Origin of the sequence: Sorangium sp. So ce1153 (assembly GCF_051521595.1) — a bacterium.
Lineage (GTDB): Bacteria > Myxococcota_A > Polyangia > Polyangiales > Polyangiaceae > Sorangium.
The window spans coordinates 13,580,436-13,605,261 of record NZ_CP150361.1 but is presented as its reverse complement, the minus strand read 5'-3'; the positions used below and the strand labels follow the sequence as shown (position 1 = coordinate 13,605,261).

The following is a 24,826-nucleotide window of genomic DNA, read 5'->3' as shown; positions in this document are numbered from 1 at the left end:
ATCTTCTCGGGAACCTCCGCGCTGCCCGGCTGTCGGTCCGTGCTGTCGCTTGCTGGAGGACGGCTGATGCGCTTCGGGTTGTTCGTCGCCAACGGGTTGGTTCTCGCCGGGGTCGCCTGGACCGTCGGGCTCGGGCCGAGCGTGAAGGCCTCGCAGCTGCTGCCGCCGCGCGCCACGGCCGGGCTCGGCGAGCTCGCGGAGCTCGAGGCCCGCTACGCCGCGGGCCGCACGCCGGAGAGCGTCACCGCGCTCGCCGCGGCCTACCTGGAGCGCGATCAGCCCGGCCTCGCCTCCTCCGCCCTCGACGCAGCGCCTCGCGAGGTGCGCGCGCTCCCGGGGACGGCGCACCTCGCCGCGCGGGCGCTGCTCCGCCGCGGCCGCGTCCGCGACGCGCTCGCCGCGGCCGAGCAGGCCTCGGCGGCCTGCGCGGCCGGCGCCTGCCCCGCGTGGCTCGCGGCGAAGTCCGAGCACCAGCGCGCCTTCCTCGAGCAGCTCGTCGCCGCGGGTATCGAGGACCCGCAGACCGCCCCGGAGGCCGCGCGCGCCGCCTACGAGCGCAGCACGAGCGAGGTCCGCCTCGTTGCGATGCGCTGAGCGCGACTCGAGCACGACGGACGCGACGAGATCCTGCGCCGCGCCGGCGAAGATCTGCCCAGGCCCAATCTATCTGGCCTGGCTGGACAGGGTGCCAGTCGCCGCGAGCCCCGCGTCGCGGCGCAACGACACGATCTCGACGCATGGGCGGGCGGCGGGCGGCGAACGGCGGGCGGCGAACGGCGAACGGCGAACGCGACGATCGTTGGGGTCATATCCAAGCTTGGAAACCCTGTCGTTGTCGAATGACGGTCACCGCCTTCTGTCGTAGCCTTTGGTCTTGCTCGGCGCGTCCACACCGGGGGCGCTGTCCGATTGAACAACCGGTTGCGCTTGGGAGGGTCTCCCTCAGGTGGAACAGCCGCATGCTCGCGCGCGGGGCGCCCTGGCGACCGCATTGACAGGTTCGTACCGAGTCGTCGCGGCGGCCTCCGCCGCGCTCGCGCTCACCGCTGCCGCGGGCTGTAAGCCGCCGATCACCAACGCCGGGCTGCCGATCCCCGCGGCGAAGCCGGGACAGGAGCAGCGCCCGGTCCAGCTGCGGCCGCCGTTCGAGCTGTCGACGAACGAGGACGCGATCGTCCGGATCGTCACCGACGTGACGTGCACGGGGACGCTCATCACCGAGGACCTGGTGCTCACCGCGCACCACTGCGTGGCCGCGCGCGACGAGAACGGCAGGACGCTGCGCCGCGACCAGGAGCCCGAGGCCATCTCGATCGAGCTCGGCGGCGACCACCTGCCCTGGGGCGACGTCACGGTCCGCGCGGTCGTGTCGCCGGACTGCGGGTACACGTCGGGCCAGGGCGACATCGCGATCCTCGTGCTGTCGCGCCGGCTGATCGGGATCCCGACCCTCACGCCGCGGATCGAGGCCCAGCCGGAGGCGAAGGAGTTCGTGACGCCGTACGGCTTCGGCCGCTGCGCGCTCTCGCGCGACGCGATCCACCTCGTGCCACGGCCGGGCGGCACTATCGACGCCGTGAGCCCGGCGCACTTCGTCGCCACGGCCTCCATCTGCCCGGGCGACTCCGGGGGGCCGGCGCGCAGCGACATGGGAGGCGATGTCGTCGGCGTGATCTCGTCGAGCGTGATGGACGGCGACGAGCACACGACCGGCACCTCGTACTTCAGCCGCCTCGACGTGTGGCCCGAGCTCTTCTCCGCGGCCCGCGAGATCGCGGCGGGCGCGAGCCCGAGCGAGCTGCCGCCGTACCGGAGCTGCCTGCGTTGACGGCGCCGCGGCGTCCGCGGCCTCCCCTTGCTGGCCGCCCGCGGCCCGCGCTGCGCTAGGCTGCGGGTCCGCATGCGGAAGCTGTTCAACGGGCTGCTCTGGATCCTCGGAACCCTGCTGGTGGTCGGCGTCGTGCTCCGCGCGCTCGTCCTCGACGTCTGGGTGGTGCCGGACGACCCGAGCCTCGGCGCCGCGATGGCGCCGAGCTTGGCCCCGGGCGACGCGGTCGTCGTGCTGACGCGCGGCACGCCCGGCTTCGGCGAGCTGGTGCGGTGCCCGGATCCCGAGACGCCCGGCAGCTACATCGTCGGCAGGATCGCGGGCGTGCCGGGCGACACGGTCGACGTCGACCACAGCGCCCTCGTCGTGAACGGGCAGAGCTACGACGCCGAGGTCGGGTGCACCGAGCCCAAGCTGACCATCAACGACCCGGCCACGGGCAACGCGGTCCAGCTCTCGTGCGACATGGTGATGATGGGCCCCGGCCTCCACCTCCGCGCGACGGGGCGCAGGCCGCCGCTCGAGCGCCGCCACCACGTCGAGGTGCGGCCCGACACGGTCTTCCTGCTGAGCGACAACCGCAGCTACCACGACGACTCGCGCGACTTCGGCCTGCAGCCGCGCGCGGCGTGCAACCAGCGGATCGTCTTCCGGCTCTGGGGCGCCGGGGGCTGGTCCGACGACCAGCGCCGGTTCACCTTCGTGCGCTGACGCCGGCCGGGGGGCCGCTCGGCCGCCGCGGCGACGCCCGTCCGGCCGCGGCGACGCCCGTCCGCGGCCCGCCCGCCGCGGCTTCCCGCGCGCTCCAGCTCGCTGCCCGGCGGGCCCGGGCCCGCTGCCCCGGCCCGGCCGGCGCGGAGCCTCCGCCGCGGCGGGCCGCGAAGCGATGTCAGCGAGCTTGACCCCTCCGCTCTTCGACGTCTAGAACCGTGGTCCTCTCCACCCGGGTCGGGAATCCAGCGCGAGGTGCGGGCCGGGTTCTCCGTCCGGGCTCGCTTCATCGGTCGGGGGTCCGCCCAGGCGGCCTCCCACTGGCGCGGGTCGGAGAACCGCGATCCCGCGGTCCTCCAATGCACCGAGGCGACGTTTGCACACCGAGCAGCACGAGATTGGCATCGTCTGTGGCCAGTGCGATCTGTGGAGCCCGATGGGCACCGCGCGTTGCCCTGAGTGCGCGAACGACCTGGCCCTGTTCACGCCGCGACGGGCGATCGCGCCGGCGACCTCGTCCCGGCGCTCCCCGACGCCCGCCGCCGGCAGCGGCAGGGTGGAGCCCCGGCTCGACCCGACGAGCTCGCGCGGCTCGGGGCGAAGCCCCAAGACCACCTCGCCCAAGAGCGAATTTGCCGAACTCTCCCAGGAGGAGCTGATGGAGCAAGCCCGTAACTACGTCTGCCGTTCCTGCTCGAGCGGTGTCCCCTCGGGCCACAAGTTCTGCGGGAGGTGCGGAACCGCGGTCCCGCCCGAGATCCTGAGCGCGCAGACGCTGTTCTTCGGGGACATGCAGAACCCGGCGAAGGCGAAGCTGATCCTCATCCGCGGCGAGGGGATGGACGGCCTCTCCTTCCACCTGAAGGCCGAGCAGCACATCGTCGGCCGCAACGGGCAGCTCGTCTTCCCGGACGACCCGTTCGTCTCGCCGAAGCACGCGAACTTCTTCTACCGCGACGGCAAGCTGGTGGTGCGCGACGAGGGCTCGCTCAACGGCGTGTACATCCGCGTGCGCGGCACGATCGACATCACGCCGGGCGACACCTTCCTCGCGGGCGAGCAGCTCTTCCGGCTCGATCCGACGCCGCGCGCCTCCGACGGCCAGGATCCGGACGGGACCTTCTTCTACTCGTCCCCCAAGCACCCGAGCCCCTTCCGCCTCACGCAGGTGCTCCAGGGCGGCGCTGTCGGCATGACCGTCTGCGCGCGCGGCAGCTCGCTCCAGATCGGGCGCGAGGGCGGCGACCTGAACTTCCCGGTCGACCTGTACATGTCGGGCTCGCACTGCCGCCTCGAGGAGCACAACGGCAAGTTCACGCTCACGGACCTCAACAGCCGCAACGGCACGTACGTGCGCATCAAGAGCGAGCGCGAGCTCGCCCACGGCGACTACCTCTTCATCGGCCGCAAGCTCCTGCGCGTCGAGCTCAACACGAACTAGCGCCGCGCGGGGTCGACCCGCGCGCTTCGACCCCGCGCCCACGTCGCGCCGTCCTGGCGCTGGCCGCGGCGCCTGTGCGCGGCGCGCGGCGCGCGTCTCCGCCGCGCAGGCGCCGCGCAGGCGCCGCGACGCGCCTGCTACACTCCACGCAGGCCGGTCGATCCCTGGCACGCGTTCGCGCCGGAGCGATCTCCTCCCGGAGGACCTCTCGCCCATGACCACCGCTCGCTGGCCCCTCAACGTCTTCCGCGCCGGACCGGTCGCAGCGGGCGCGACGCTGTGGCGCAGCCGTGGCCAGCTCCATGTGACCGTCATCGCCAAGGCCACCTTCACGATCGTCGCCGGCGGCGAGGCGCAGCGGATCGAGCCGCTCGAGGTGATCCGGAGCGAGGTCTACGCGCGGGGCCATCCGATGAAGCCGCTCCTCGCGGCCAGCGAGCTCGCGCCGTGGCTGGAGCGCGCGGAGGTGGTGCTCACCGGGCATGCATGGGCGCCGGGCGGGGTGCCGGTCCGGCGCATGCCGGTGCGGCTCGCGATCCTGCGCGGGGCGGCGGCGCTGGTCGACAAGCGCCTCGAGATCGTGGGCGATCGAACGGCCACCGCGGCGTCGCCGGACCCGGAGCCCGAGCCGTTTGTGAAGATGCCGATCGAGTACCAGCGCGCCTGGGGCGGCGACATCCGCGACCCGGAGAACCCCTTCGGCGTCGGCGCGATCCAGGACCCGCGCGGCAGAACCTCGCTGCCCAACCTGCTGCCGCCGGGCGGGGGTCGCGCGCCGATCGGCCTCGGGCCCATCCCGCCGATGGTGCCGAGCCGGGCGAGCAAGCTCCGCGGCCTCGCGTGCACCGCGCTGGAAGGGATCGCGTCGCTCCCGGACGACTTCGACTGGTCGTATTTCCAGTCGGCGCCTGCGGATCAGCGCTTCGATCGGGTGCTCGGCGGCGAGCAGATCGTGCTGGAGGGGCTGAGCCCGCATCACCCGGTGCTGACCACGCGCCTGCCGGCGCTGCGGGCGCTCGCGACGATCTACCTGCCGAACGGCGCGCAACGGTGGCTGCTGCTGGTGGGCGACACGCTGATCGTGCATCCCGACGCCGAGCGCTGCGCCGTGGTCTTCCGCGGGAGCTTCCAGGTGGCCCTGGAGGAGGCGCTCTCCGCGCTGCGCGTCGCGGTGGGCGTGGAAGCGGGGGGCGAGCCGGTGCCGTGGCCGGACGCCACCGAGGTGCTCGCGAGCGCGCCGATCGAGGCAGCGGCGGCGGGGCGCGTGACGTCGGGGGACTGGAGCTCCACGGTGACGCTCGACGACGATGACGTCGTGGACGCCCCGGAGAGCGCGGTGGGGGAGCACCCGCTCGCGGGCACGCTGCCGCTCGGCGACGCGGCGCCGTCGCCTGGCGTCGAGGCGCGGCCCGAGGCGCAGGCCGCTTTCTCGTCGGCCGCGGGGCTCCGAGCCCAGGGCCGGGACAGCACGGCGGGCGCGCCGTTTCCGCTCGCGCCGGCGGGGGTGCACGGCGCTCGGAGCAGCGGCGAGCACGCGGACGCGCCCTGGGCGACGAGCCGTACGACGGCGATCCCGGCGGCCGCGTCGCCGCTGGAGGGCACGATCGATCTGAGCGTGACGGCCGCCGCACCGCTGGAGGGCGCGCTGGAGGGCGCGCTCGTTCGGCGCGCGCCGGCCGCCGCACCGCTGGAAGACACGATCGATCTGCGCGTGCCGGCCTCCGCGCCTGCGCTCGCCGCCGCGCCTGCGCCCGCCGCCGCGCCCGCGCCCACCGCTGCGCCCGCGCCCGCCGCCGCCGCCCCGCCGGCTTCCACGCGGGTGCCCACCTCGGATCGCGATCCGCAGGCCGAGCGCTCGCCCGGGCCGAGCGCGCCAGCCTCCGCGCCGCCTGCGCCGAAGCAACAGCGGCCCGATCTCCTCGGCAGCCTGTACAAGCGCTTCCGCAAGGGCTGAGCCGGAGCGAGGATGGAGGGAACGTCATGTCGCAGGAAGCCGTGATCCGGGAGCGCGCCGCGTCCGTGCGCGCCGAGGAGTACCTCGGGCCAGCGCACGTGCTGGAGGTCCGCGGGCAGGCGGTGGTGGCCGAACTGCCGGAGGGGGAGAGCGCAGAGGCGACGATGGCGCTGGCGATCCCTTATGCGCCGGCCGTGGGCGACGTGCTCCTGGTGATCGGCCGCGGCGGGCGCTTCTATGTGATCGGCGTCCTGCACGGGACGGGCAAGACGACGCTGGAGCTCCAGGGCGACGTCGACGTCCGGGCGGCGGGCGGGGCGCTGCGGCTGTCCGGGGACCGGGGGGTGGAGCTCCGGGGGCCGGAGGTGGACCTGCACGGCGACAAGGTGAGGGTGTTCGCGGGATCGCTGGTGCAGAAGGCGGCGTCGCTCTACCAGCGCGTGACCGACCTGTTCAGCCTGCACGCCCGGGAGAGCCACACGGTGGTGGACGGGTCGGCGACGACCAAGGCGAAGAGCGCGACGGTGCTGACCGAGGAGACGATGACGATCAACGGCAAGGAGATCCACCTCGGCTAGGCGCCGTCGGACGACCAGCCGCGCGGCCCGATCCGTCGGTCGATCCAGCTCGCAGCGCTGCTGCGTTCCTCGCTCGCTCTCCCTGGGCGCGGGCCGCTCGCGACCTGCGTCCGACCGCGCCTAATCGGAGCGGGGAAGAGGGCGGGGGTCGAAGGCGACCAGCTTGGACCCGTCCTGGATGTGCCCATCGACCTTCTTGTAGCGCGTGTGGTCCTCGTCCTCGCCATCCCGCTGGTGGATCGTGCATTTGAAGTCCTTGGTCAGCTTCTCTTTCTCCATCTCGGAGGTCCCTGCGTCGCAATGGAGGAAATACCCGTTCTTCCGCGCGCGGGAGTGGGTGAACCCGATATAGTGCTTCACCGGGGTCGCTCCCTCCCTGCCGTCGGTGTAGGTGCCGAGGATGTCCGTCTCGGGGAGCACACCGAGCGAGGGGAGGAGGTGGATGTCGACACCATCGCCGCCGACCTCCTTCTCGAAGAAGCGCAGGACGTGGTTCCGGCGATAGTCGTTGCATACCTCCACCGCGAAGACCAGATCGCGCAGCCGAAAGAGCGCGCGCGTGTCCTTGGAGGCGTCGGGGTACTTGAGGCCCCACAGCTTGCCGCTGCCGCTCTCTGTGCTGCCTGGCCACCGCTTGCAGTACACGCACTGCAGCTCGCCACCATGGAAGACCGGGACGACGTTGAACGCATGCGTGGCCGTCTCGAAGCAACATGACCCGGGGATGATCACCATCTCAGGGTGTTCCTCGCTGTACGCCGCGATTCGAGCGAATGCCATCTCGCGCTCCTCGTCCGAGATCGCCACGCCGTCAGGCCCCGACAGGAACCCCTCCGCGGTCATGAAGATCGGCAGCGTCCCGGCGTCGTCCTCGGCGCCGAGCGCGCCTGCGCGGTCCAGGTAACCGTCCTCGCCGAGGAGCTTGTCCAGCCTGTCCTTCAGGGGACCTCCGTCGTCATAACCACGGTCGAACGAGAGCATCGTCACCCTCGTGCTCGTCGGGCGATCGCCTTGTGCGGCGCACTGGAAGATCGCGGGGAGAGAATCGTCGCTCGAGTATGCGCGAACGAGCGACTTCCCGGGATCGGCGCGGCGGCGAGGAGCTTCATCGCTCGCTGACCCGCTGCCCCCCTTCGTGCCCGTGTCCCGGAGCGTCGCGAGCCTCGGCGTGCTTCCATGACTCGAGCTCGTGATGGTCGTTGGAGCGCCGCCGGACGCGGTCGCCCGTTTGCGAGGTGTGCAGCAGCAGAGGAGGGCCTTCAGCCAGCTGGGCATGGCGTCGTCACCATTCCCCCCGTCCGACGCCCACCCCCTGCACCTCTGCCCCGCCCGGCAGGGTCACCCGCACCGCCGCCGCCATCTGCGCGCCCTCCTCGCTCACCCGCAGCGCGTGCCCCACCCCCTTGCCGTACGTCCGCTCCCCGACGATCTCCGCCCGCCCGTGCGCCTTCAGGCACCCCGCGAACAGCTCCGCCGCCGACGCCGTCCCGCGGTTCACCAGGATCGTCACCGGCGCCGTGTACGGCTTCTCCTGCCCTGACCGGTACACCGTCTCGTCCCCGTCGCCGTCGGCCACGATCGCGACCACACTCCCCGCGGGCAGGAAATCCCCCGCCAGCTCCACGAACGCCCTCAGCTCTCCCCCCGGATTGTCGCGCAGGTCGATCACGATCTCCCTCATCCCCGCCGCCTCGAGCGCGCGCACGGCCCGGTACACCAGCGCCGGCGTGTCCAGCGAGAACACCCGGATCCGGATCACCCCGATGCCGTCCCCGACCAGCGCGTGCGCCACGTTCTCCGGGCCGGGGAGCACCTCCTCCGGCGCCGCCGCGCACGTGTAAAAGACATTCACCGCGCTCGGCACCAGCACCGCGCCCACCGCGTTGTTTCCGGCGTTCCCGGTGGTGGGGCAGGTGAGGTTGATCGCCGGCAGCCCCTCGATGATCACCTTGGAATTGCCCGTCACGTACGCCCCGACATCCATGTAGAGCGGGTGCGCCACCCCGGGCTCCATCCCGAAGGTCATCGGGATGGTCGTGCCGAGGTTCAGCGCGTTCATCATCGCGACCTTCACCTTCACCGAGAAATTCACCGCCATCGCGTTGAGCGCGAAGTTCGGATAGGGGATCGGCACCACCACCGGCCCCACCGGCGTCAGGCACACGTCCGGGAATCCGATGCTCATCCCGGCGCCGTTGTTGCTTGCAGGCAGCATTCCCTCCGCTCCTTATCCCGGCCCTGATCGGGGCGGCCGCGGCGGCGTGTACGCCTCCGCCGCGAGCCGATCGGCGTCGGTCCGGCGCGCGCCGGCGAGCTTCGCGCCGGCGAAGCGCGCGCCCCTGTCGTGCAGCGCGTGCAGGTTGGCGCCGCCGAGATCGGCCTCGCTGAAATCGGCCTCCTCGACCCGCGCGTGCGACAGGTTGGCGCGCTCGAGGCGCGCCGAGAGGAAGAGCGCGCCGCGGGCCTCCGCGTGGTCGAGCATGGCGTCCCGCAAGTCCGCCGCGGCGAGGTTCGCGCGCTCGAGGTCCGCCCGGGTGAACGTGGCGTACCGGAGCATCGCCTGCGAGAGCTTCGCCCCCCGCAGCGAGGCGCCGCCGAAATAGGCGGCCTTCGCCACGACCTTCGGCAGGCTCGCGCCGTCCATCGCGGCCTCGCGGAGCTTGGCCTGCGTCAGGATGGATCCCTCGAGATCGGCGCTGCGCAGGTTCGCCCTCGAGAAATCGCTGCCCATGAAATCGCAGCCGCGCAGGCTCATCCGCTCGAGGTTCGCCTCCGTGAAGGCGCAGCGGTGGACGGTGAGGCCGGAGAAAGAGACGGCGCGCAGGTCCACGCCGGTGAAATCGACGCGATCGAAGATCGTCTTGCCGAGCACGGCGCCCGCCAGCGCGGCCTCGCGGAGGAGCGCCTGCTGGAGCACCGCGCGCGTGAGGTTCGCGCGCGAGAGCCGCGCCCGGTCGAGGATGCAGCGGACGAGGCGCGCGGCCGTGAGATCGGCCCCCTCGAGATCGGCCTCGATGAGGATCACCGACTCCAGGTCGCGGCCGGAGAGATCCACGCCGCGGAGGGTCGAGCGCGAGAGGTCGCAGCCGAGGAAGCTCGCGCCCCGGAGGTCCGCGCCGGTGAGATCGCAGCCCGAGAGGATCGAGCGCTCGAGGCGGGCGCCGCGGAGGTCGGCGCCCCGGAGGTCGGCGCCGCGCAGCGAGCAGAGGGAGAGGTTCGCGCCGTGGAGATCGAGCCCGGAGAGGTCCGCGCCCTCGAGGTCGCTCCCGGCGAGGTCCTTGCCCGCGAGCTCCGGCCGGCCCAGCGTGGCCTCGTCGAAGATCGCGCCGTGCATGCGCCGCGGGAAGCGGACGCCGCGGAGGTCGGCCTTGACGAACACCGCGCGTTCGAGCGCCGCGCCCTCGAGGTCCGCGCCGCCGAGATCGGCCCCGACGAAGGCGCCGTCCTCGACGTGGGCGCGGGCGAGGCGCGCGCGGCGGAGGTTCGCGCGGCTGAAAGAGGCGCGCGCGATGCGGGCCTCCGTGAGGTCCGCACCCTCGAGGTTGGCGAGGTCGAGGCGGGATGCCTCGATGGTCGCGCCGACGAGCCGGGCGCCGGACCAGTCCGAGCCCACCGCTTCGACCTCGACGATCGTCGCGCCGGAGAGATCGGCGCGGGCGAGGCGCTGATAGGCGAGCTTCGCGCGGGCGAGCTTCGCGCCGACGAGGCGCGCGCCCTCGAGGTTCGAGCCGAGCACCAGCGCGCGGTCCAGCGCGCAGCCCTCGAGATCCGCCCCGCGGAGATCGCACTCCACGAGATGCGCGCCGGAGAGCGCGCTGCCCGCGAGCCGGGCGCCGCGGAGGTCGGTGCGAAGGAGCCTGACGCGCGAGAGATCGAGGCTCGAGAGGTCCCGGCCCGCGAGGTCGAGCCCATCGAGGCGGGCGTCGGTGAGCCGCTTGCCGGCGCGGATGCGCTCGAAGAGCTCCTCGACCGTCTTCACGCGCGCTCCAGGCTGGAGCGCCGCAGGTTCGCCCCCTCGAAGTCGCACCCGGCGGCGCTCGCGCCCTCGAGGCGGGCGCCATACAGGCTGGCCCCGGCGAAGGAGGCGCCGTCCAGGCGGGCCTTGCAGAGGTCGGCGCCGAAGAGGTCGGCCCGCGAGAGGTCGGCGCGCTCCAGCGAGGCCCGGTAGAAGCGGCTCTCGCGCAGGACCGCGCAGGCGAAGCGCGCGCCCCGGGCCGAGGCCCCCGAGAGGTGCGCCCGCGGGAGCGAGGCATACCGGAGGTCGGCGCCGTCGAGCTTCGCCCGGAGCAGCGCCGCGGCTTCGCCCTGCGCTTCCACGAGCGTCGCGCCCTCGAGATCGGCGTCGGAGAAGCTCGTGCGCGGCAGCGACGCGCCGGTGAGGTCCGCGCCCTTCGCCGAGGATCCCGCGCACATGCACCCCACGAGCGCCGCGCGCCGCAAGGAGGCGCGATCGAGCCTCGCCCCCTGGAGGACGGCGCCCTCGAGGTGGAGCTCCTCCCCGTCAATCTCGCGAAGGTCGGCCTCGTCGAGCAGCACGCCGCGCCCGCGCGCCCCGGCCAGGCGGGCGCGGGTGAGCGCGGCGCGCGTCAAGATCGCCTGGTCGAGCGTGGCGCCGCGCAGATCGGCGGAAGCGGCGCGCGCGCCGGTGAGGTTGGCCTGGGAGAGATCGGTGCCGGAGAGATCGGCGCCCGAGAGGTTCGCCTCGAACAGCACGGCCCGCGAGAGATCGGCGCCGGAGAGGTTGGAGCCCGAGAGGTTGGCGCCCGAGAGGAGCGCCCCGGAGAGCTTCGCCCTGGAGAGGTCGCGGCCCGAGAGGTCCTGCCCCGAGAGGTCCTGCCCCGAGAGATCGACGCCGGGGCCGGGCTCGGGCGGCGGCGCCGCGGCCTCGCCGGGGAGCCGGTAGCCGGGGAGGATCTCGCGGAGGCGGGCGTCGCCGAGCAGCGCGTCGAGGCGCTCGACGCCCTCGAGCTTCGTCCCGCGCGCGGCCGCGCCCTGCCGGAGCGCCTCGAGGCGCTCGACGAGCGCGGCGAGCGCGCCGCCCATGGGGACCCGCGGCGTGCCCGCGGGCGTGGCCGGGAGGTACGCGGCCTGCCGCCGGGCGGGCAGCCGCGCGAGCGCCTGCGCGACGGTTCGCTCGAGGTCCACGCCCTCGGGGGTGCGCAGGGTCCGGAGCTTCGCGACGAGCGCTCGCACGCGCTCCTGCTCGGGCGCGTGCAGGCCGCCGAGCCGCTCCGCGAGGAGCCTGGTCACGGGATCGGCCTCGTCCGCGACGACGCGCGCCGGCCGCGGCGCACCGTCGCGGACGAGATCGTAGGCCTCACGCATCTCCGGCGGGAGATCCTCGAGGCCGCGCGGATCGCGGGCGAGCTGCCCGAGCCCGTCCCGATAGCGCTCGAGCGGCAGCGGCGGGGCCTCCAGCGGCTCGGCGCCGATGACGGCGGCGCGCAGGTCGGCGAGGTCGTCCTCGGCCACCTCCGCGTGGCCGCGCCAGGTGAGGGTCACGAGGCCCTCGTCCGGCTCGACGAACAGGGTGTCGAGGTTCATACGGGCGTCCTGCACGCGGCCCCGCGCGTCCTCGACGACCGCGCGGATCCGGAGCCCCGGCAAGCGGAACGAGGCGCTCTGCGCGGCGGGGTGGAGGTGGAGGAGCGCGACCTCCTCGTCGCCGCGCAGGTAGCCGGGGAGGCGCTGATCCGGCGGGGCGGCCTGGAAATAGGTCCAGTCGAAGTCCTCGGCGTACCATGGGGCGCGCGTCTTCCGGTACGACGGGCCGTACTCCTTGCCGAGCCTCCGGCGGCGCTCGGGCGCGTCGGGGTGGAGCGGCCCGAAGGGCGCGGGGACCGGTCGGCCCTGGCGTGGCGCCGGGACTCGCTGCGATTTCGACCACGTCCCGACCGCGAAGCGCACGGGGTGCTCGCTCGGCGCGTCGCCGGGAGGCGGATGGCACGCGCCGCGGAGCAGGAGGTCCGCAGCCGGCTTCCAGTCGGCGAAATCGCCGGGATAGGTGGGCTCGCCCTCGCGCTCGCCGCCTCCGCCCGCGAAGGTCTCGGCCGTGAGAGCGCCCTGGGCCAGCGGGCCGTCGTCCACCGGTGCGAGCGGATCGCCCAGGCGGAGCGAGAAGCGGCCGCGGACGATGAGGACCACCTCCGGCTGCGGCGGCCTGCGCGAGCAGGCCTTGGTGCCGAAGAGGAACGGCGTGAGGTTCCGGGTCTGCATCAGAACAGGTTGATGACCCCAGACATCAGGTTGTACGCCCCGGTGCTCACCGATTCGGCCGACGAGACGCTGGAGCAGATGTTCTTCACGTTGGTGCGGAACTGAGAGAGCTCCTGCCGGTTGGTCAGGTTGAGCTCGGCCTTGGGGCCCATGTTGATCGAGACCCCCGCCGTGAGCGAGACCTCGAGCAGGGCCGCGATCGTCAGCTCGACCAGGCCGCCGATCGTGACCTCCTCGGTGGCGCCGACGGTGATCGACATCGCGTTGCCGATGGTGACGTCGCTGGTGCTGCCGATGGTCACCGACTCGACATCGCCGATGGTGGTATCCGATACGAGCGCGGCGGTGGTGGTGCTCGAGACCGTGCTCGCGGTCGTGTCGTCGCTGATCGTGGTGGCCGTGGTGGTGCTGGAGACCGTCTGCGCGGTGGTCTCGTCGGTGATCGTGGTGGCGCTCGTCCTGCTCGCGATCTGGCCGGCCCAGGTCTCGTCGAGGATCTGCGGCACCGGGCAGGCGGCGGAGCCGGTGTACGACTCCATCTGCTGAGCCCACGTGTAGCTCAGGCAGGTGGGGTTCGGGCGCTCGGCGGTCGGGGCCTCGGAGCCGGTGATGCTGGTCTGCTTGTTACCGTAAAAGCGATCGAAGGTGTCGCCGTGGTAAGTGGTGTCGACATCACCCTTCTCGGTCTTCTCGGTGACCTTCCAGGTGCCGTTATAGTTCTGGACCCATTCGATGGTGGTGGCGGCGGTCCAGAGGTCGGTGGCGTCCTGGACATGGCCCCCGGAGACGTCCCAGCCGGCGGTGTCTTCCTGCCGCCCGAGGACGAGCATGCGGTAATTGCCCTTGATCACCTCGACCTTGTCGCCGCGCGTGGTGGTGATTCGATTACCGTCGGAATGATCGCGCCAGCCGCCCTTGGTGTGCAGCTTTGCGGTCTCGGCCTGCCGCTCGCCCTCGGGGACGAAGCCCGGGCAGCCGTCGCGCTTGCGGGTGTCGTCGATGAACGAGGTGACGCGGGAGGCGAGGTCCTCGCCGCTCGCCTTGGGCGCGTTCGGGTTGGCGGCGAGGCCCGGGTCCTTGACCGCGCCGAGGCGCAAATAGGAGCTCATCGCCTCGGACTCGGTCCCTGCGTCGTTGAAGTTCGGGACCTCGATGAGGAGGTATTTCCCGCTGATACCGTCACCCTCGCGCGTACCCATGCGTGCCTCCGTATCGGGTACAGTAACAGGCGAGCCGCGGAGGAGGCGCAACGATGAACGGGGAGCCGACCGAAACCCTGAGGTGCAGCGGGCCGAACGCCGGGTCGTGCGGCGAACGGGTCGCCGCGACAGCGTACCGCGCGCCGAGCGGCGTGCAGATCGGCGCGGAGTCGGCCGCCGCCCGCATCCGCGTGGCGCCCGACGCAGGTCCCCTGTGCCGGGAGCCGATCTCGCGCGCGGCGTGCGCAGCGACCGCGGAGCAGGCGCCCGGGCCGGCGACGGAAGGTGCCGCCGCGGCGCCGACTGCAGGCGAGGGCAGCATCGCCGCGGCCCAGGGGCGAGGGAGCGCCGCGGAGCAGATGGATGTCCCGCCATCGCCGGTGAGGGCGCGCGCCACGGAGCAGATGGATGTCCCGCGGCCCCCGGGCGGCATGCCGGGGCCGCGCCATCCGCCGCTGCGGGAGCTCGAGGCGGCGGAATCAGCGCTTCGCGCGGCGCGCCCCCGGCCCACCGAAGCGCTGCAGGAGGCGAAGGCCGCGCTCCGGGGCCGGACACGGCACGCGCCCATCTTGCGGCTCGATTCCAACGATTTCTCCTGCGCCCACGTCCGGGTGCGCGAGGTGCGCGGCAAGGAGACCATCGGCCAGCTCTTCTCGTTCGACATCGACGTGGTGTGCAGCGACGACGCCGAGCTCTCGATCGATGAGGTGCTGGGGGCGACGGCGTCGCTCGTGTTCGACGTCCAGGGCGCCGAGGAGCGCACCGTGTACGGGATGATCTCCGAGGTGGAGGACCGGCACGAGACGGAGACCGCGTTCCGCTCGTACCGGCTCCGGCTCGTGCCGCGGGCGTTCCGCGCGACGCTGGTCGAGCTGCAGCAGGTCTTCCTCGACATCAGCGTGCCGGAGCTCATCCAGCAGAAGCTCGCGATGGTGGGGCTCGGGCCCGAGGACGTGACGATGCGCCTCTACCGCGATCACCCGGCGCGGGAGATGATCGTCCAGTACAAGGAGACGGATCTGGCCTTCATCTCTCGGCTCGCCGAGCACCTCGGGATCTCCTTCTTCTTCGAGCACGAGTCGGGGCGCGACGTCATGGTCTTCACGGACGAGCAGGTGGGCTTTCAGCCGCTGCCGGGGGGTGACGCGGTGGTGTTCCGGCCGCGGGGCGAGCGGCGCGACGTGTTCGAGCTCAAGGAGCAGGCCAGGGCCTTCCCCGCGACTTACGTCATGCAGGAGTACAACTACCGGACGCCGAGGCTCGATCTCACGGCAGCGCACGAGTCGGCGGCGGGCCTCGGCGGCGGCGTCGTCGAGTACGGCGCCCACCACAAGACACCGGAAGAGGGCCAGCAACTGGCGCAGATCCGCGCGGAGGAGCGGGCCTCGTCGAACCGCTATGTCGAGTGCCAGAGCGACGAGCTCCGGCTGATCCCGGGGGCCGTCTTCGCGCTCGAGGGCCACCCGCGGCTCGACGGGGCGCGGTTCCTGATCGTGGGGGTGGAGCACAGCGCGGTGCAGCCGGTCGCGATCGAGGGCGGGGCCGGGGGCGAGCAGGAGTATGTCAATCGCGCGCGGCTGGTGCGCGCCGAGCAGGCCTATCGCCCGCCGCGAGCGGCGCCGCGGCCGAGGATCCACGGGGTGGTGACGGCGCTGGTGGAGCCGCTCCCGGACGGGGAGATCGGGGAGGTCTCGCCGATCGACGCGCAGGGGCGCTACCGGGTGCGCTTCCATTTCGACGCGGGGGATCCCGCGTCGCGGGCGTTTCCCTCGCGGCTCGTGCGGATGATTCAGCCGCACGCCGGGCCGAATTACGGGTTCCACTTCCCGCTGAAGCCCGGGATCGAGGTGCTGATGGTCTTCCTGGACGGAGACCCCGACCGTCCGATGATCGTGGGCTCCGTGCCCAACCCGATCACGCCGTCGCCGGTGACCCGGGAGGTGAACCTGATGCACCGGATCGAGACGTCGACCGGCATCCTCATCGAGATGAGGGACTGCCCGCCCCGCGGTTGAACCGCGCCACGTGCAACCCGAGCGGCGGTCGCCCGCACAGGAGACGGGCCCAGATCGGCGTTTTCGGCGCGCAAGCGCACTCCAGTGCGCTGAGCACCGAAAACGTCGAGGTGGGCCCGTATCCGAAGCGGGCGACCGCCGCTCAGCGCTTTCGTCCGGCGCGCCCGCTGAGCCGGCTGATCGCGTCGCCGGCGGCCCAGGCGACGCGGGCGGCCGCGTTCAGGGAGCGGACCACCGCCTCGGGCACCTGCGCGATCAGCCGCTCGAGATCGACGGGGCCGTCGATCGACGGCAGCAGCTGCTCCATGAGCTCCGCGAACAGGTCGTACTTGCGCGACAGGTCGTCGAGCCGGGCGCGCATCGCGTCGGCCTCCGGGCCCTGCGCGTCGCCGAGCAGCGCGAGCGCGCGCCGCGCGAGCGTGCGCTTGTCCTGCACGACGCGGCGCAGGCGGCCGAGGTAGGCGCCGACGATGACGTCGGGGTACTTGCCGCGCAGCGCGAACGAGTCGTGCCGCGCGCCCGACTCCCGCCGGCGCTCGATGATCCCCGCCGCCTCGAGCCCGCGCAGGTTCGCGAAGATGTTGCTCTTGGAGCGGCCGAGCTCCTGGCTGAGCTCATCCATCGAGCGCGGCACGTCGGCCAGGTAGAGCGCCGCGACGACCTGCCCCCCGAGCCGGGTGATGCCGGGGAACGATGCGGCGATCTCGGCGCCGACCCCCTCCAGCAGCGCCTGCCGCGCGGCCGCGACCCGCTCGTCCGAGGCGCTGCCGTCGCCCCCTTCGCCGGCAGTGGGCGTCTGCGGCGTCTGCGGCGTCTGCGGCGGCTGCGCTGTCGGCGACGTCGGCCTGCGGGCGGTCATGATGGGTGACTCACATAACGATCTTTCGCGGGTGCGCCAAGCGGCCAGCGCGCCCCCTGCGCCCCGCGCGCCCGGCCTGATTGCCCCCGCGACGGAGCGCTTCAGGAGTCATCGGTGCAGACCCGGGGGGAGCCGGCGCGCGGCTTTCCCTTGAAGATACCGGCTGGGCACCCGCCCCATCGCGAGACCATCTCCCCCACCTCGAGGGCCAGGCTGCTCGACCCGTCCCGCGCGCCATCGAAGCGGGCCCGGAGGAGCCCGTCCGCGCCACTACCGCGGAGGGGGCGAGACGCGGAGGGGCAAGCCGAGCGCGGAGGCTTTGTCCTGGTTCATGACCACGGTGTCGCACGTCAGGCCGAGGAGCTCCACGTACGCCCGGATCGAGCAGGCGATCTGATCCTTCATCGTGCTGATCGGTTTCATCCGCGTGGCGGCGTCGACCTTGAGCACGAAGATGAGCCGCACGCGCGAGCGGACACGCAGCCGCTCCGGGAGCTCCCCGGCGAGGGTGGCGCCGATCCCCGTGTCACCCCCGCGCCACGCGCTCTGGAGCATGACCAGCGATCAGGCAATCTGCGAGGTGGCCGGGCGCATCGCGCCCGGTGTAGTCCTTGACCTCGAGGAGGACGACACGGCTGCGGTCGGGGTCCCAGTACGTGAAGTCCATCTCCGCGACGCCCGCGCCCGAGAGCCGCCGGTAGGTGGGGAGATCCTCGAAGCGGAACCACGCCGCGTCGGGCGGGGTGAAGGCGAAGCCCGATTCTTCCACCACGGACGTCAACCGGCCATCGCGAGGTCGACGTCCTCATCGCCCATCGAGAGCTCTTCCTCGACGATCTCGTTGGGCGGCATGCCCTCGGAGAGATCATGAAAGCTCCCGCTCACGTGGCCCTCGCGGTTCGTGAGGGCGCAGAGGCGCACGTCCACCTTGTGCTGCCTGGCCACGAGCTCGAGCTGCTTCAGGATGAAGTAGCTGTGCGTCGCCATGAAGATCTGGACGCCCGCGAGCGACACGTCGTGGAGCATGCGCACCAGCGCGCGGGCCGCCGCAGGGTGCAGGTTGGTCTCGGGCTCATCGATGAACAGCACGGTGTTCCGCCGGAGCTCGCCGTTCTGGATGAGCCTCGCGAAGAGGCCGATCTTCTTGATGCCCTCGGCGACCTGGGACATCCAGAACTGATCGTCGCCCCGGCGGAACACGAACCTCCCGCTCTCGCCCGAGAACAGCTTGCGGAGGGAGTTGAGCACGCGGCGCAGGCTGTCCGGGAGCTCTTCCTGCATCACCTCGCCGCGGAGCGCGACCGCGAGGTCGTAGTACGTGTCGTCAAAGCCGAAGCGTTTGTCCTGCTCGTGGAGCGACGTGATGGCATCGACCGACGTGAGGATCTCCTTCGGGGGAATGAACAAAGCGCGCAGGTTCGGCTGCGGGCCGCCGTCATCGTCCACGCGGAGCGACCGTGCGTCCGACGCCGAGAGGATCGCAGAGTACACCGCGTTGCACAGCGTGGCGCCGACGACGGCGTCTCCGGGACTGCGCTTCTTCACGAGGTCTCCGAGGCGGGCGCTCGCGGGCTGGAACGTCCACATGAGCTTCTCGGCGAGGACCTCCCCCATGGAGGGCCGGTCGGCTTCCATCCGCCGCGTGTAGTCCTGCACGCTCCTGGCGAGCGCATAGCCCAGCTTAAGGAGCGTGCTCTTGCCGGTGTCATTGCGGCCGATGATCACGTTGATCCGGCCGAGGTCGGTCCAGCTGAACGCCTCGAACGGGCCGAAATGGAAGGCGCCGAGCTCGTCGAAGAGCGCGCTGTCCTGCCCGGCGAGATCGGGCGGGGGCTCACCCGCCGCGGCCTCGGGGACGCCCTCGCTCCTCCCCGGCACAGGTCGCTTCGAGTGCGCGAGCGCGCGCCGGATATCCAGGTACGGCTCGCCCTCGACATCGCTGTCCTCTCCGCGCGTGACGAAGGGCAGCTTCACGAGCGCCGCGCGCACAACGCGGGCGAAAGCGTCGGGGTCGAGCGCGCCCGAGAAACCCTGGGGAACCCGGAAGAGCGTCGCCGTGGCGGCGCCCGTGAACGGGAGCCCGAGCTTGCGGGCGAGCTCGATCTGGTAGCGTAGGTAGGCACGCTTCTCGTCGCCTTTCTCGCGGTCGAAGAGAGAGAGGCTCACCGGGATCACCGCGTCCTCGAGCATCGCGTCCTCGCCCTCGGGCGAGACGTCGAGGATGCGCTGGGTGACCGTGCTCCAGACGATCTGGCGGTTGCGCGGCGCGGTCGCGACCTCGAGCGCCAGCTGCCCGTGATAGCGCGGGTTGGCGCGCCACGTGCTCCAGCGGGCCACGAGCGTGACGTGTCCGCCCTTCCACGAGCAGTCGAGCCGCACCGCCGAGGGCCACGGGCCGTGGCGCTGCTCGTCGAGGCCAGGGATCGGCTTCCCGTATGGAAGCGCGGGCCACGCGATCGGCGGCTCGCGCTGCGGGGCCACGTGGATCGTTACCCCCTCGATCTCCACATCGAGCGGCCCCGCCGCGCCGAGGACGGCTCTGCCCACCTCGAACGCGAGCACGTTGGCAGCCTCGAGCTTCATTGGCGGATCCTGTGCCCTCTCACCACTCTCAAGGCATGGATCCCTTCAGGAGTCGTCCGTGCAGACGGACGCGAAGTTGCCGCGCGGCTGGCTCTTGTAGATGTCGACCGGGCACGAGCCCCAGCGCGTGACCATCTCCCCCACCTCGATGGCGAGGCTGTTCGACCAGTCCCGCGCCCCGTCGAAGCGGGCCCGGATGATCCCGTTCGGGTCGATGATCCACGTCTCCGGGTAGAGCTGCGTGCCGTACTGGTCGAGCACGACCTTGGACTCGGGGTCGAAGAGGACCGGGAACGGCGGATCCCCGTTCAGGGCCACCTTGAGCGCGTCCCGCACGTCGTCCGGCCCCTCGTCGGTCGATACGGTGAGGACGACGAAGTCCTTCCGCGACTGGGCGATCCGGCCGAGCTCCGCGAGCGCCGGCATCTCCTGCAGGCACGGAGCGCAGGTCTTGGTCCAGAAGTTCAGGAACACCGTCTTGCCCCGGAAGGACGACAGCCGGACCGGCTTGCCCTCCATGTCCGGCAGCTCGAAGTCCGGCGCGAGCCGGTTCCGGCCGGCGTAGGCGGGACGCAGCGCGCACATGGCCTTGCAGGCCGTGGTGCGCTGGTCGTTCTGCGCCGCGTGCACGAAGCCGTACACGGCGACGGCGGCGACGAGGATGAAGAGGATCTGCGCGATGGTCGTCCACTTCACGGGGATGGGCATAGCCTAGCGCGGCGCCGGGAGAAAGCGGGCGGAACCGTCCTGACGGCGCCCGAAGGTCATTCCGGCCCCGAGAGCAGCCGCTCGAGCCGCCGCTCGTCGACGCGGTACTTCATGATCTTGCGGCCTTCGAGCTCGACGACGGGGACCTCCCAGTCGTAGAGCGCGCGCTTCTCCGGGTCGGCCTCCCGGTCCAGATCGACGACGGCGAGCTCGAACGGCAGCCGCGCGCGCACGCGCTCGAGCGCGGCGTGGGCGTCCTCGCAGAGGTGGCAGCGCTCGCGCGTGAACAGGGTCACCGTCTTCATCGGCTTCCTCAGCTCCTCCTGGGCGGGCGGCCGCCCCGCTCACCCGGCCGCGAGGAGCGGCAGGCTCTGGCGGCGCGGCGGCTCGGGGCGCTTGACCTTCTCGAACGCGCGCTCGTAGTCGCGGAACGAGCCGCCCGCGTGCACCGCCTGCAGCACCGCGCGCCCCTCGGCCTCGCCGCCGGCGGCCAGCACCGCCTCGACCCACGCCCAGCGGGCGCTCGTGGCCCGCACGTCCGCGCGCCCGCGCAGCCCGCGGCGGAGCCGGTCGAGCCGCTTGTTCACGACGTCGATGCCCGCGAAGCGCGCGCCGTGCAGCGGCGTGTTGCGCTTCGGGCAAAACGGCGCGATCCCGAGCGCGACCGGCACGATCCGGGAGAGCTCCGCGACGAAGGAGACGCACTCGTCGACGTCCTCGTCGGTCTCGCCGGGGACGCCCACCATGAGGTACAGCTTGAGCCGGTTCATCCCGTGCTGCCGCGCCAGCTCGGCCGCCCGCTGGAGGTGCCTCGGCCGCGCGCGCCGCTCGAGCGTCTCGCGGACGCGCTCGCTCGTGCCGTCCATGGCCGTCGTGAGCGTCTTGTAGCCCGCGAGCCGCAGCGCGCCGACGAACTCGTCGGTCAGCCGGTCCGGCCGGAGGCTGCTCAGCCCGACCTCGCAGCCCCGCTCGGCGAGCGTCCGGACCACCTCGACGATCTTCGGGTGGTCGCTGACCGCGGCGCCGACGAGGCCGACGCGCTTCGCGTCCTCGGGGACGAGCTCGAGGAGGCGCTCCTTGGGGACGATGCGCATGCCGCCGTTCGTCGAGCGGCGCATCACGCAGTAGGTACAGCCGCGCGAGCAGCCCCGCTCCGCCTCGATGAGGAACATGTTCGAGAGCTCCGTCTCCTCGGCGCGGATCGGCGACCAGGCGGGCAGGAGCGCGCTGTCGCACTGGGCGACCGGGGGCATCTCCGCGCCGTGGCGCGCGGGGACGAAGACGTGGGGGACGCGCGAGAGCTCGTCGAGCGCCGCCTCGCGCGAGGGGGCGTCCCGCAGCACGCGCAGCACCTCCACCGCCAGCGTGTCGGCCTCGCCCATGATGATCGCGTCGGCGAACACCGCGAGCGGCAGCGGGTTGGAGAACGTGAGCGGGCCGCCCGCGAGCACGAACGGGTGGCGGCCGTCGCGCTCCTCCCGGAGCGCCGGCAGCCCCGCGAGCTCGAGCAGCCGGACGACCCCGGCGAGCTCGAGCTCGTAGGCCACCGAGAGCGCGATCACGGGGAAATCGGAGAGGGGGCGGAGCCCCTCGTACGTCACCGGGGCGCCCTCGGCGCCCTGGCCCTCGTCGTCGGGCAGGAAGGCGCGCTCGCACGCCATCCCGGGCTCGGCCTGGATCGTCTTGTAGATCTGGAGGAAGCCGAGCGAGCTCATGCCAGCCCGGTACGGAGACGGGTAAGACAGCGCGACGCGGAAGGGCGCCTGCTTGTCGATACGACCGATCTCGCTCGCGAGCCGGCGGCGGATCGTGGTCGTCATCGCGCTACGAGACATCGGCGGAGCGTCCCTCAGGGGACGTCCAGGCGCAAGGACACGGGACGCCCGGGCGGCCCCGCCGAGCGCCGGTTTCCTCCCGGTCCTCCCCCCACCTCCAGCTCCGGCTCACCTCCCCGGCGTGGCGGTCGCCTCCGCCGCGCCGCGGCGGGCGGGCGCCGGCCTCGGCGGCTCGCCCGGGCGGGACCACACGACGCGCTCGCCGTCGGTCTCCCAGATCAGGGCGCCGCCGCGGTCCATGCGCGCGATCGCGACGCCGCGGGCCGAGAGGCGGGAGAGCACCTCGGGGCTCGGGTGCCCGTAGCGGTTGCGGACGCCGCAGGTAACGGCGGCTACGGCGGGGTCGACGGCGTCGAGGAGCGCCGGGCCTGTCGACGTCCTGCTGCCGTGGTGCCCGACCTTGAGCAGGTCGGCCCGGAGCGCGGCGCCGTACCGGGCGACGAGCGCTTCCTCGGCCTCGTGCTCCGCGTCGCCGACGAGCAGCGCGGCATGAGCCCCGTGGGTGAGGCGCAGGATGAAGGAGTTGTCGTTGGCGCCCCGGTCGGGGTGGAGGTCGGGGCAGGGCGCGAGCACCTCGACGGTCGCCCCGGAGAGCGCCCGCGGCCTGCCGCACAGCGAGGCGGGCCGCACGACGGGCACCCCGCGCCGGCGCAGGTCCGACAGCAGCTTCGCGTAGACCGGGCCCGCACCCTCGGCCTCGCCCTGGCCGGTGTCCCAGAGCTCGCCGACCTCGACGCCCTCGACGACGGCGGGCAGGCCGCCGAAGTGATCCGGGTGCGGGTGCGAGAGGACGACCGCGTCGAGGCGCGCGCGGCGGCGCGACCTGAGGAGCGGCCGGATCACGCGCGCGCCCGGATCGACGGGGCTGCCCACGAAGCCGCCGGCGTCGACGAGCATCGCGCCGCCCTCGGGGAGGTCGATCAGGATGGCGTCGCCCTGCCCCACGTCGAGGACGCTCACGCGCAGCACCCCGCGCGGCGCGCCCGCGCGCACGGCGACGATCTCGAGCAGCAGCCACGCGGCGGCGCCGGCGGCCAGCGCGGCGAGCCGGCGGGCGCGGCGCTCCGCGGCCCACGCGAGCGCGATCGCGGCGGCGAGCGCGGCGAGCTGGGCGGGCGACGGCTCGGGCAGGCGCAGCACCACGCCGGTGTCCGCCGAGGCGCGCGCGACGGCGCGCACCGCGAGCAGCGCGCCCGACCCGACGAGCGCGCACCCGCGCTCGACCGGCGGCGCCCACGAGAGCACCGCGTGCGCGAGGCAGAACGGGAGCGCCGCGAGCTCGCCGATCGGCGCGGCGACGACGTTCGCCGCCACGCCGAGCAGCGGGAACGTCTCCCCGTTCATGAGCAGCAGCGGCGCGCACCCGAACATGGCGGCGAGCGTCGTGGCGAGGGGCGCGAGGACCTTTCGCGCGAGCGCGCGCGGCGACGACGGCGACGAGGACGACGACAGCGCGCCGGGCGGCCCGCCGTCCGCGCGCTCGTCGCCGCGCCCCTCCTCGCCGGGCACGAGCAGGGCAGCGAGCGGCCGCTGCAGCCAGAGCAGCCCGGCGGTCGCGGCCGCCGAGAGGCCGAACGAGAGATCGCACGCGACGAGCGGATCGACGGCCGCGGCGCCCGCGAGCGACAGGGCGAAGCAGCGGACGCCGGCCGGGCGGAGGCCCGCGAGCCGCGCGCACATCGCGCAGCTGAGCATCGCCGCCGCGCGCATCGCCGAGCCGCCGCCGCCCGCGAAGTCGGCGTAGAGCCACGCGGCCGGCACGCACAGGGCCGCGGTGATGCGGCCCGCGTCCCACCGCGCCGCGATCGGATCGACGCGGACGAGGAGCGCGCGGACGACCGCGGCGAAGCCCGCGACCGCGAGGATCAGGTGCGTGCCCGAGACGGCGAGCAGGTGCGCGAGGCCGCTCTCGCGGAAGGCGTCCTGGTCCTCGGGCGCGAGGTCGGTCTCGCCGAGCACGAGCGCGCGCCCGAGCGCGGCCGCCTCGGGGTGGAACGTGGCCTCGATGCGCCCGCGCACGGCGGCCCGCGCGCGGTCGACGGCCGCCCCGATCGACCGCCCCTCCGCGGTCCGCCGCGCGTCGACGATCGACCCGCTCGCCACGATCCCGCTCCGCGCGATCGCGGCGGTCGCGTCGCGGAGGCCCTCGTTGCGGAACAGGTGGATCGGCGCGAGATCGACGACCACCGCGAGCCGGTCCCCCCGCGCGAGGTCGAGCGGCGCCCCGTGGAGGCGCGCCCGGAGCGGGCCTGGCAGCGCTCGTCCGCCGCAGGTTCCGCCGGAGAGCTCCACGTCGATGCGCGCGGTCGGCGGCTCGCCGGCCGGCCGCTGCGCCGCCCCGACGACGACGGGCGAGCTGATCACGGCGCCCGCCACCTCGCAGCGCGCCGGCGGCTGCAGCAGCGCGGCGGCGTCGCCGTAGAGGCCGCCCGCGTCGTCGAGCAGCGCGCGGGCGCGGAGGCCGCCGACGATGAGCGCGACCGCGGCGGCGGCGAGCGCGGCGCGGCCGGCCCGGCGGCGGAGCGCCGCCGCGGCGAGCGCCGCCGCGAGCGCCGTGGGCAGCGGCGAGAGCGCGAGCGGCGCGCCCGCGACGAGCGCGAGCCCGAAGAGCAGGACGGGATCGATCACGGCCGCGTCTCCCCGCAACACCCGGGCCGCTCACGTTTCCACGGCATTTCACCCCGGCGCCGGCTGCCCTGCCCCTGGCGCCGCCATGGCGGAACCGGGTGACGCCGGTCACCTGACGATCCTGCAAGAGCTCTCGAACGGCATCTTTATGTGGTGCATGCAACGAGCCGAGTCCGCGATCGCGCGCGGTGCGCGTGCATGACCGCACATTCGCCTCTAGAATCTTTCGCTCGATGCGACGCGCGAGGCTCGTCGCACCTACATTGCAGTA

Annotated in this window: 20 protein-coding genes; 7 read left to right on the top strand and 13 right to left on the bottom strand. The window is 73.2% G+C overall.

The window, feature by feature from the left end; translation table 11 throughout:
* Nucleotides 1-66: 66 nt before the first annotated feature.
* From WME85_RS49565 to WME85_RS49540, 6 genes are all read left to right on the top strand, one after another.
* Entirely contained in the window at nt 67-594 is a 528-nt protein-coding gene (locus WME85_RS49565; protein ID WP_437306022.1) for a hypothetical protein, read from the top strand.
* Nucleotides 595-991: 397 nt separating this feature from the next.
* Entirely contained in the window at nt 992-1,828 is an 837-nt protein-coding gene (locus WME85_RS49560) for a trypsin-like serine peptidase (RefSeq protein WP_437832285.1), read from the top strand.
* Nucleotides 1,829-1,900: 72 nt separating this feature from the next.
* Entirely contained in the window at nt 1,901-2,539 is a 639-nt protein-coding gene (lepB, locus tag WME85_RS49555; protein WP_437832284.1) for a signal peptidase I, read from the top strand.
* A gap of 376 nt (nt 2,540-2,915) precedes the next feature.
* Nucleotides 2,916-3,980, top strand: coding sequence for an FHA domain-containing protein (locus WME85_RS49550; protein WP_437832281.1), 1,065 nt, complete (start codon nt 2,916-2,918; stop codon nt 3,978-3,980).
* 214 nt (nt 3,981-4,194) lie between these two features.
* On the top strand, nt 4,195-5,934 hold the full coding sequence (locus WME85_RS49545; protein WP_437832278.1) for a DUF2169 domain-containing protein: 1,740 nt from the start codon (nt 4,195-4,197) through the stop codon (nt 5,932-5,934).
* A gap of 26 nt (nt 5,935-5,960) precedes the next feature.
* Complete coding sequence (locus tag WME85_RS49540; protein ID WP_437832275.1) at nt 5,961-6,512, top strand: DUF3540 domain-containing protein; 552 nt, start codon at nt 5,961-5,963, stop codon at nt 6,510-6,512.
* A 120-nt stretch (nt 6,513-6,632) separates the two neighbouring features.
* Here WME85_RS49540 and WME85_RS49535 read toward each other — a convergent pair whose 3' ends face one another.
* The 5 genes from WME85_RS49535 to WME85_RS49515 form a co-directional block, all read right to left on the bottom strand.
* Nucleotides 6,633-7,499: a hypothetical protein gene (locus tag WME85_RS49535; RefSeq protein ID WP_437832273.1), complete on the bottom strand. Its 867-nt coding sequence runs from the start codon at nt 7,497-7,499 to the stop codon at nt 6,633-6,635.
* A gap of 295 nt (nt 7,500-7,794) precedes the next feature.
* On the bottom strand, nt 7,795-8,727 hold the full coding sequence (locus WME85_RS49530; RefSeq protein ID WP_437832270.1) for a S41 family peptidase: 933 nt from the start codon (nt 8,725-8,727) through the stop codon (nt 7,795-7,797).
* A gap of 12 nt (nt 8,728-8,739) precedes the next feature.
* A complete protein-coding gene (locus tag WME85_RS49525) occupies nt 8,740-10,491 on the bottom strand; it encodes a pentapeptide repeat-containing protein (RefSeq protein WP_437832268.1) in 1,752 nt (583 codons plus the stop codon).
* The gene (locus tag WME85_RS49520) at nt 10,488-12,728 is read right to left on the bottom strand and encodes a pentapeptide repeat-containing protein (RefSeq protein WP_437832266.1); all 2,241 of its coding nucleotides are present in this window, start codon (nt 12,726-12,728) and stop codon (nt 10,488-10,490) included. The genes WME85_RS49525 and WME85_RS49520 overlap by 4 nt, the downstream gene beginning before the upstream one ends.
* Nucleotides 12,728-13,927 carry a hypothetical protein gene (locus WME85_RS49515; RefSeq protein ID WP_437832263.1) on the bottom strand — a complete coding sequence of 400 codons (1,200 nt, stop codon included), beginning with the start codon at nt 13,925-13,927 and terminating at the stop codon, nt 12,728-12,730. Before WME85_RS49515 ends, WME85_RS49520 begins: the two co-directional genes overlap by 1 nt.
* Before the next feature lie 53 nt (nt 13,928-13,980).
* Here WME85_RS49515 and WME85_RS49510 point away from each other — a divergent pair, with 53 nt between their 5' ends.
* On the top strand, nt 13,981-15,942 hold the full coding sequence (locus WME85_RS49510) for a type VI secretion system Vgr family protein (protein ID WP_437832261.1): 1,962 nt from the start codon (nt 13,981-13,983) through the stop codon (nt 15,940-15,942).
* Nucleotides 15,943-16,084: 142 nt separating this feature from the next.
* Here WME85_RS49510 and WME85_RS49505 read toward each other — a convergent pair whose 3' ends face one another.
* From WME85_RS49505 to WME85_RS49470, 8 genes are all read right to left on the bottom strand, one after another.
* Complete coding sequence (locus tag WME85_RS49505) at nt 16,085-16,801, bottom strand: GbsR/MarR family transcriptional regulator (RefSeq protein WP_437832259.1); 717 nt, start codon at nt 16,799-16,801, stop codon at nt 16,085-16,087.
* Nucleotides 16,802-17,071: 270 nt separating this feature from the next.
* Complete coding sequence (locus WME85_RS49500; RefSeq protein ID WP_437832257.1) at nt 17,072-17,356, bottom strand: hypothetical protein; 285 nt, start codon at nt 17,354-17,356, stop codon at nt 17,072-17,074.
* Entirely contained in the window at nt 17,328-17,573 is a 246-nt protein-coding gene (locus tag WME85_RS49495; RefSeq protein ID WP_437832255.1) for a hypothetical protein, read from the bottom strand. The genes WME85_RS49500 and WME85_RS49495 overlap by 29 nt, the downstream gene beginning before the upstream one ends.
* A 5-nt stretch (nt 17,574-17,578) precedes the next feature.
* Nucleotides 17,579-19,384, bottom strand: coding sequence for an AAA family ATPase (locus WME85_RS49490; protein WP_437832253.1), 1,806 nt, complete (start codon nt 19,382-19,384; stop codon nt 17,579-17,581).
* Nucleotides 19,385-19,429: 45 nt separating this feature from the next.
* Nucleotides 19,430-20,080, bottom strand: coding sequence for a TlpA family protein disulfide reductase (locus WME85_RS49485; protein WP_437832250.1), 651 nt, complete (start codon nt 20,078-20,080; stop codon nt 19,430-19,432).
* A gap of 68 nt (nt 20,081-20,148) precedes the next feature.
* Nucleotides 20,149-20,397 carry a glutaredoxin family protein gene (locus tag WME85_RS49480; protein ID WP_437832248.1) on the bottom strand — a complete coding sequence of 83 codons (249 nt, stop codon included), beginning with the start codon at nt 20,395-20,397 and terminating at the stop codon, nt 20,149-20,151.
* A gap of 39 nt (nt 20,398-20,436) precedes the next feature.
* Entirely contained in the window at nt 20,437-21,912 is a 1,476-nt protein-coding gene (locus tag WME85_RS49475) for a B12-binding domain-containing radical SAM protein (RefSeq protein WP_437832246.1), read from the bottom strand.
* 123 nt (nt 21,913-22,035) lie between these two features.
* A complete protein-coding gene (locus WME85_RS49470; protein WP_437832243.1) occupies nt 22,036-24,555 on the bottom strand; it encodes a DNA internalization-related competence protein ComEC/Rec2 in 2,520 nt (839 codons plus the stop codon).
* Nucleotides 24,556-24,826 lie beyond the last annotated feature (271 nt).

What these genes read in the sequence shown, in the direction of transcription:
- WME85_RS49480 (WP_437832248.1), bottom strand. Translation starts at nt 20,397, where the DNA reads ATGAAGACGGTGACCCTGTTCACGCGCGAGCGCTGCCACCTCTGCGAG.
- WME85_RS49520 (WP_437832266.1), bottom strand. Translation starts at nt 12,728, where the DNA reads ATGCAGACCCGGAACCTCACGCCGTTCCTCTTCGGCACCAAGGCCTGC.
- WME85_RS49530 (WP_437832270.1), bottom strand. Translation starts at nt 8,727, where the DNA reads ATGCTGCCTGCAAGCAACAACGGCGCCGGGATGAGCATCGGATTCCCG.
- WME85_RS49515 (WP_437832263.1), bottom strand. Translation starts at nt 13,927, where the DNA reads ATGGGTACGCGCGAGGGTGACGGTATCAGCGGGAAATACCTCCTCATC.
- WME85_RS49475 (WP_437832246.1), bottom strand. Translation starts at nt 21,912, where the DNA reads ATGACGACCACGATCCGCCGCCGGCTCGCGAGCGAGATCGGTCGTATC.
- WME85_RS49565 (WP_437306022.1), top strand. Translation starts at nt 67, where the DNA reads ATGCGCTTCGGGTTGTTCGTCGCCAACGGGTTGGTTCTCGCCGGGGTC.
- lepB (WP_437832284.1), top strand. Translation starts at nt 1,901, where the DNA reads ATGCGGAAGCTGTTCAACGGGCTGCTCTGGATCCTCGGAACCCTGCTG.
- WME85_RS49490 (WP_437832253.1), bottom strand. Translation starts at nt 19,384, where the DNA reads ATGAAGCTCGAGGCTGCCAACGTGCTCGCGTTCGAGGTGGGCAGAGCC.
- WME85_RS49510 (WP_437832261.1), top strand. Translation starts at nt 13,981, where the DNA reads ATGAACGGGGAGCCGACCGAAACCCTGAGGTGCAGCGGGCCGAACGCC.
- WME85_RS49545 (WP_437832278.1), top strand. Translation starts at nt 4,195, where the DNA reads ATGACCACCGCTCGCTGGCCCCTCAACGTCTTCCGCGCCGGACCGGTC.
- WME85_RS49505 (WP_437832259.1), bottom strand. Translation starts at nt 16,801, where the DNA reads ATGACCGCCCGCAGGCCGACGTCGCCGACAGCGCAGCCGCCGCAGACG.
- WME85_RS49540 (WP_437832275.1), top strand. Translation starts at nt 5,961, where the DNA reads ATGTCGCAGGAAGCCGTGATCCGGGAGCGCGCCGCGTCCGTGCGCGCC.
- WME85_RS49500 (WP_437832257.1), bottom strand. Translation starts at nt 17,356, where the DNA reads ATGCTCCAGAGCGCGTGGCGCGGGGGTGACACGGGGATCGGCGCCACC.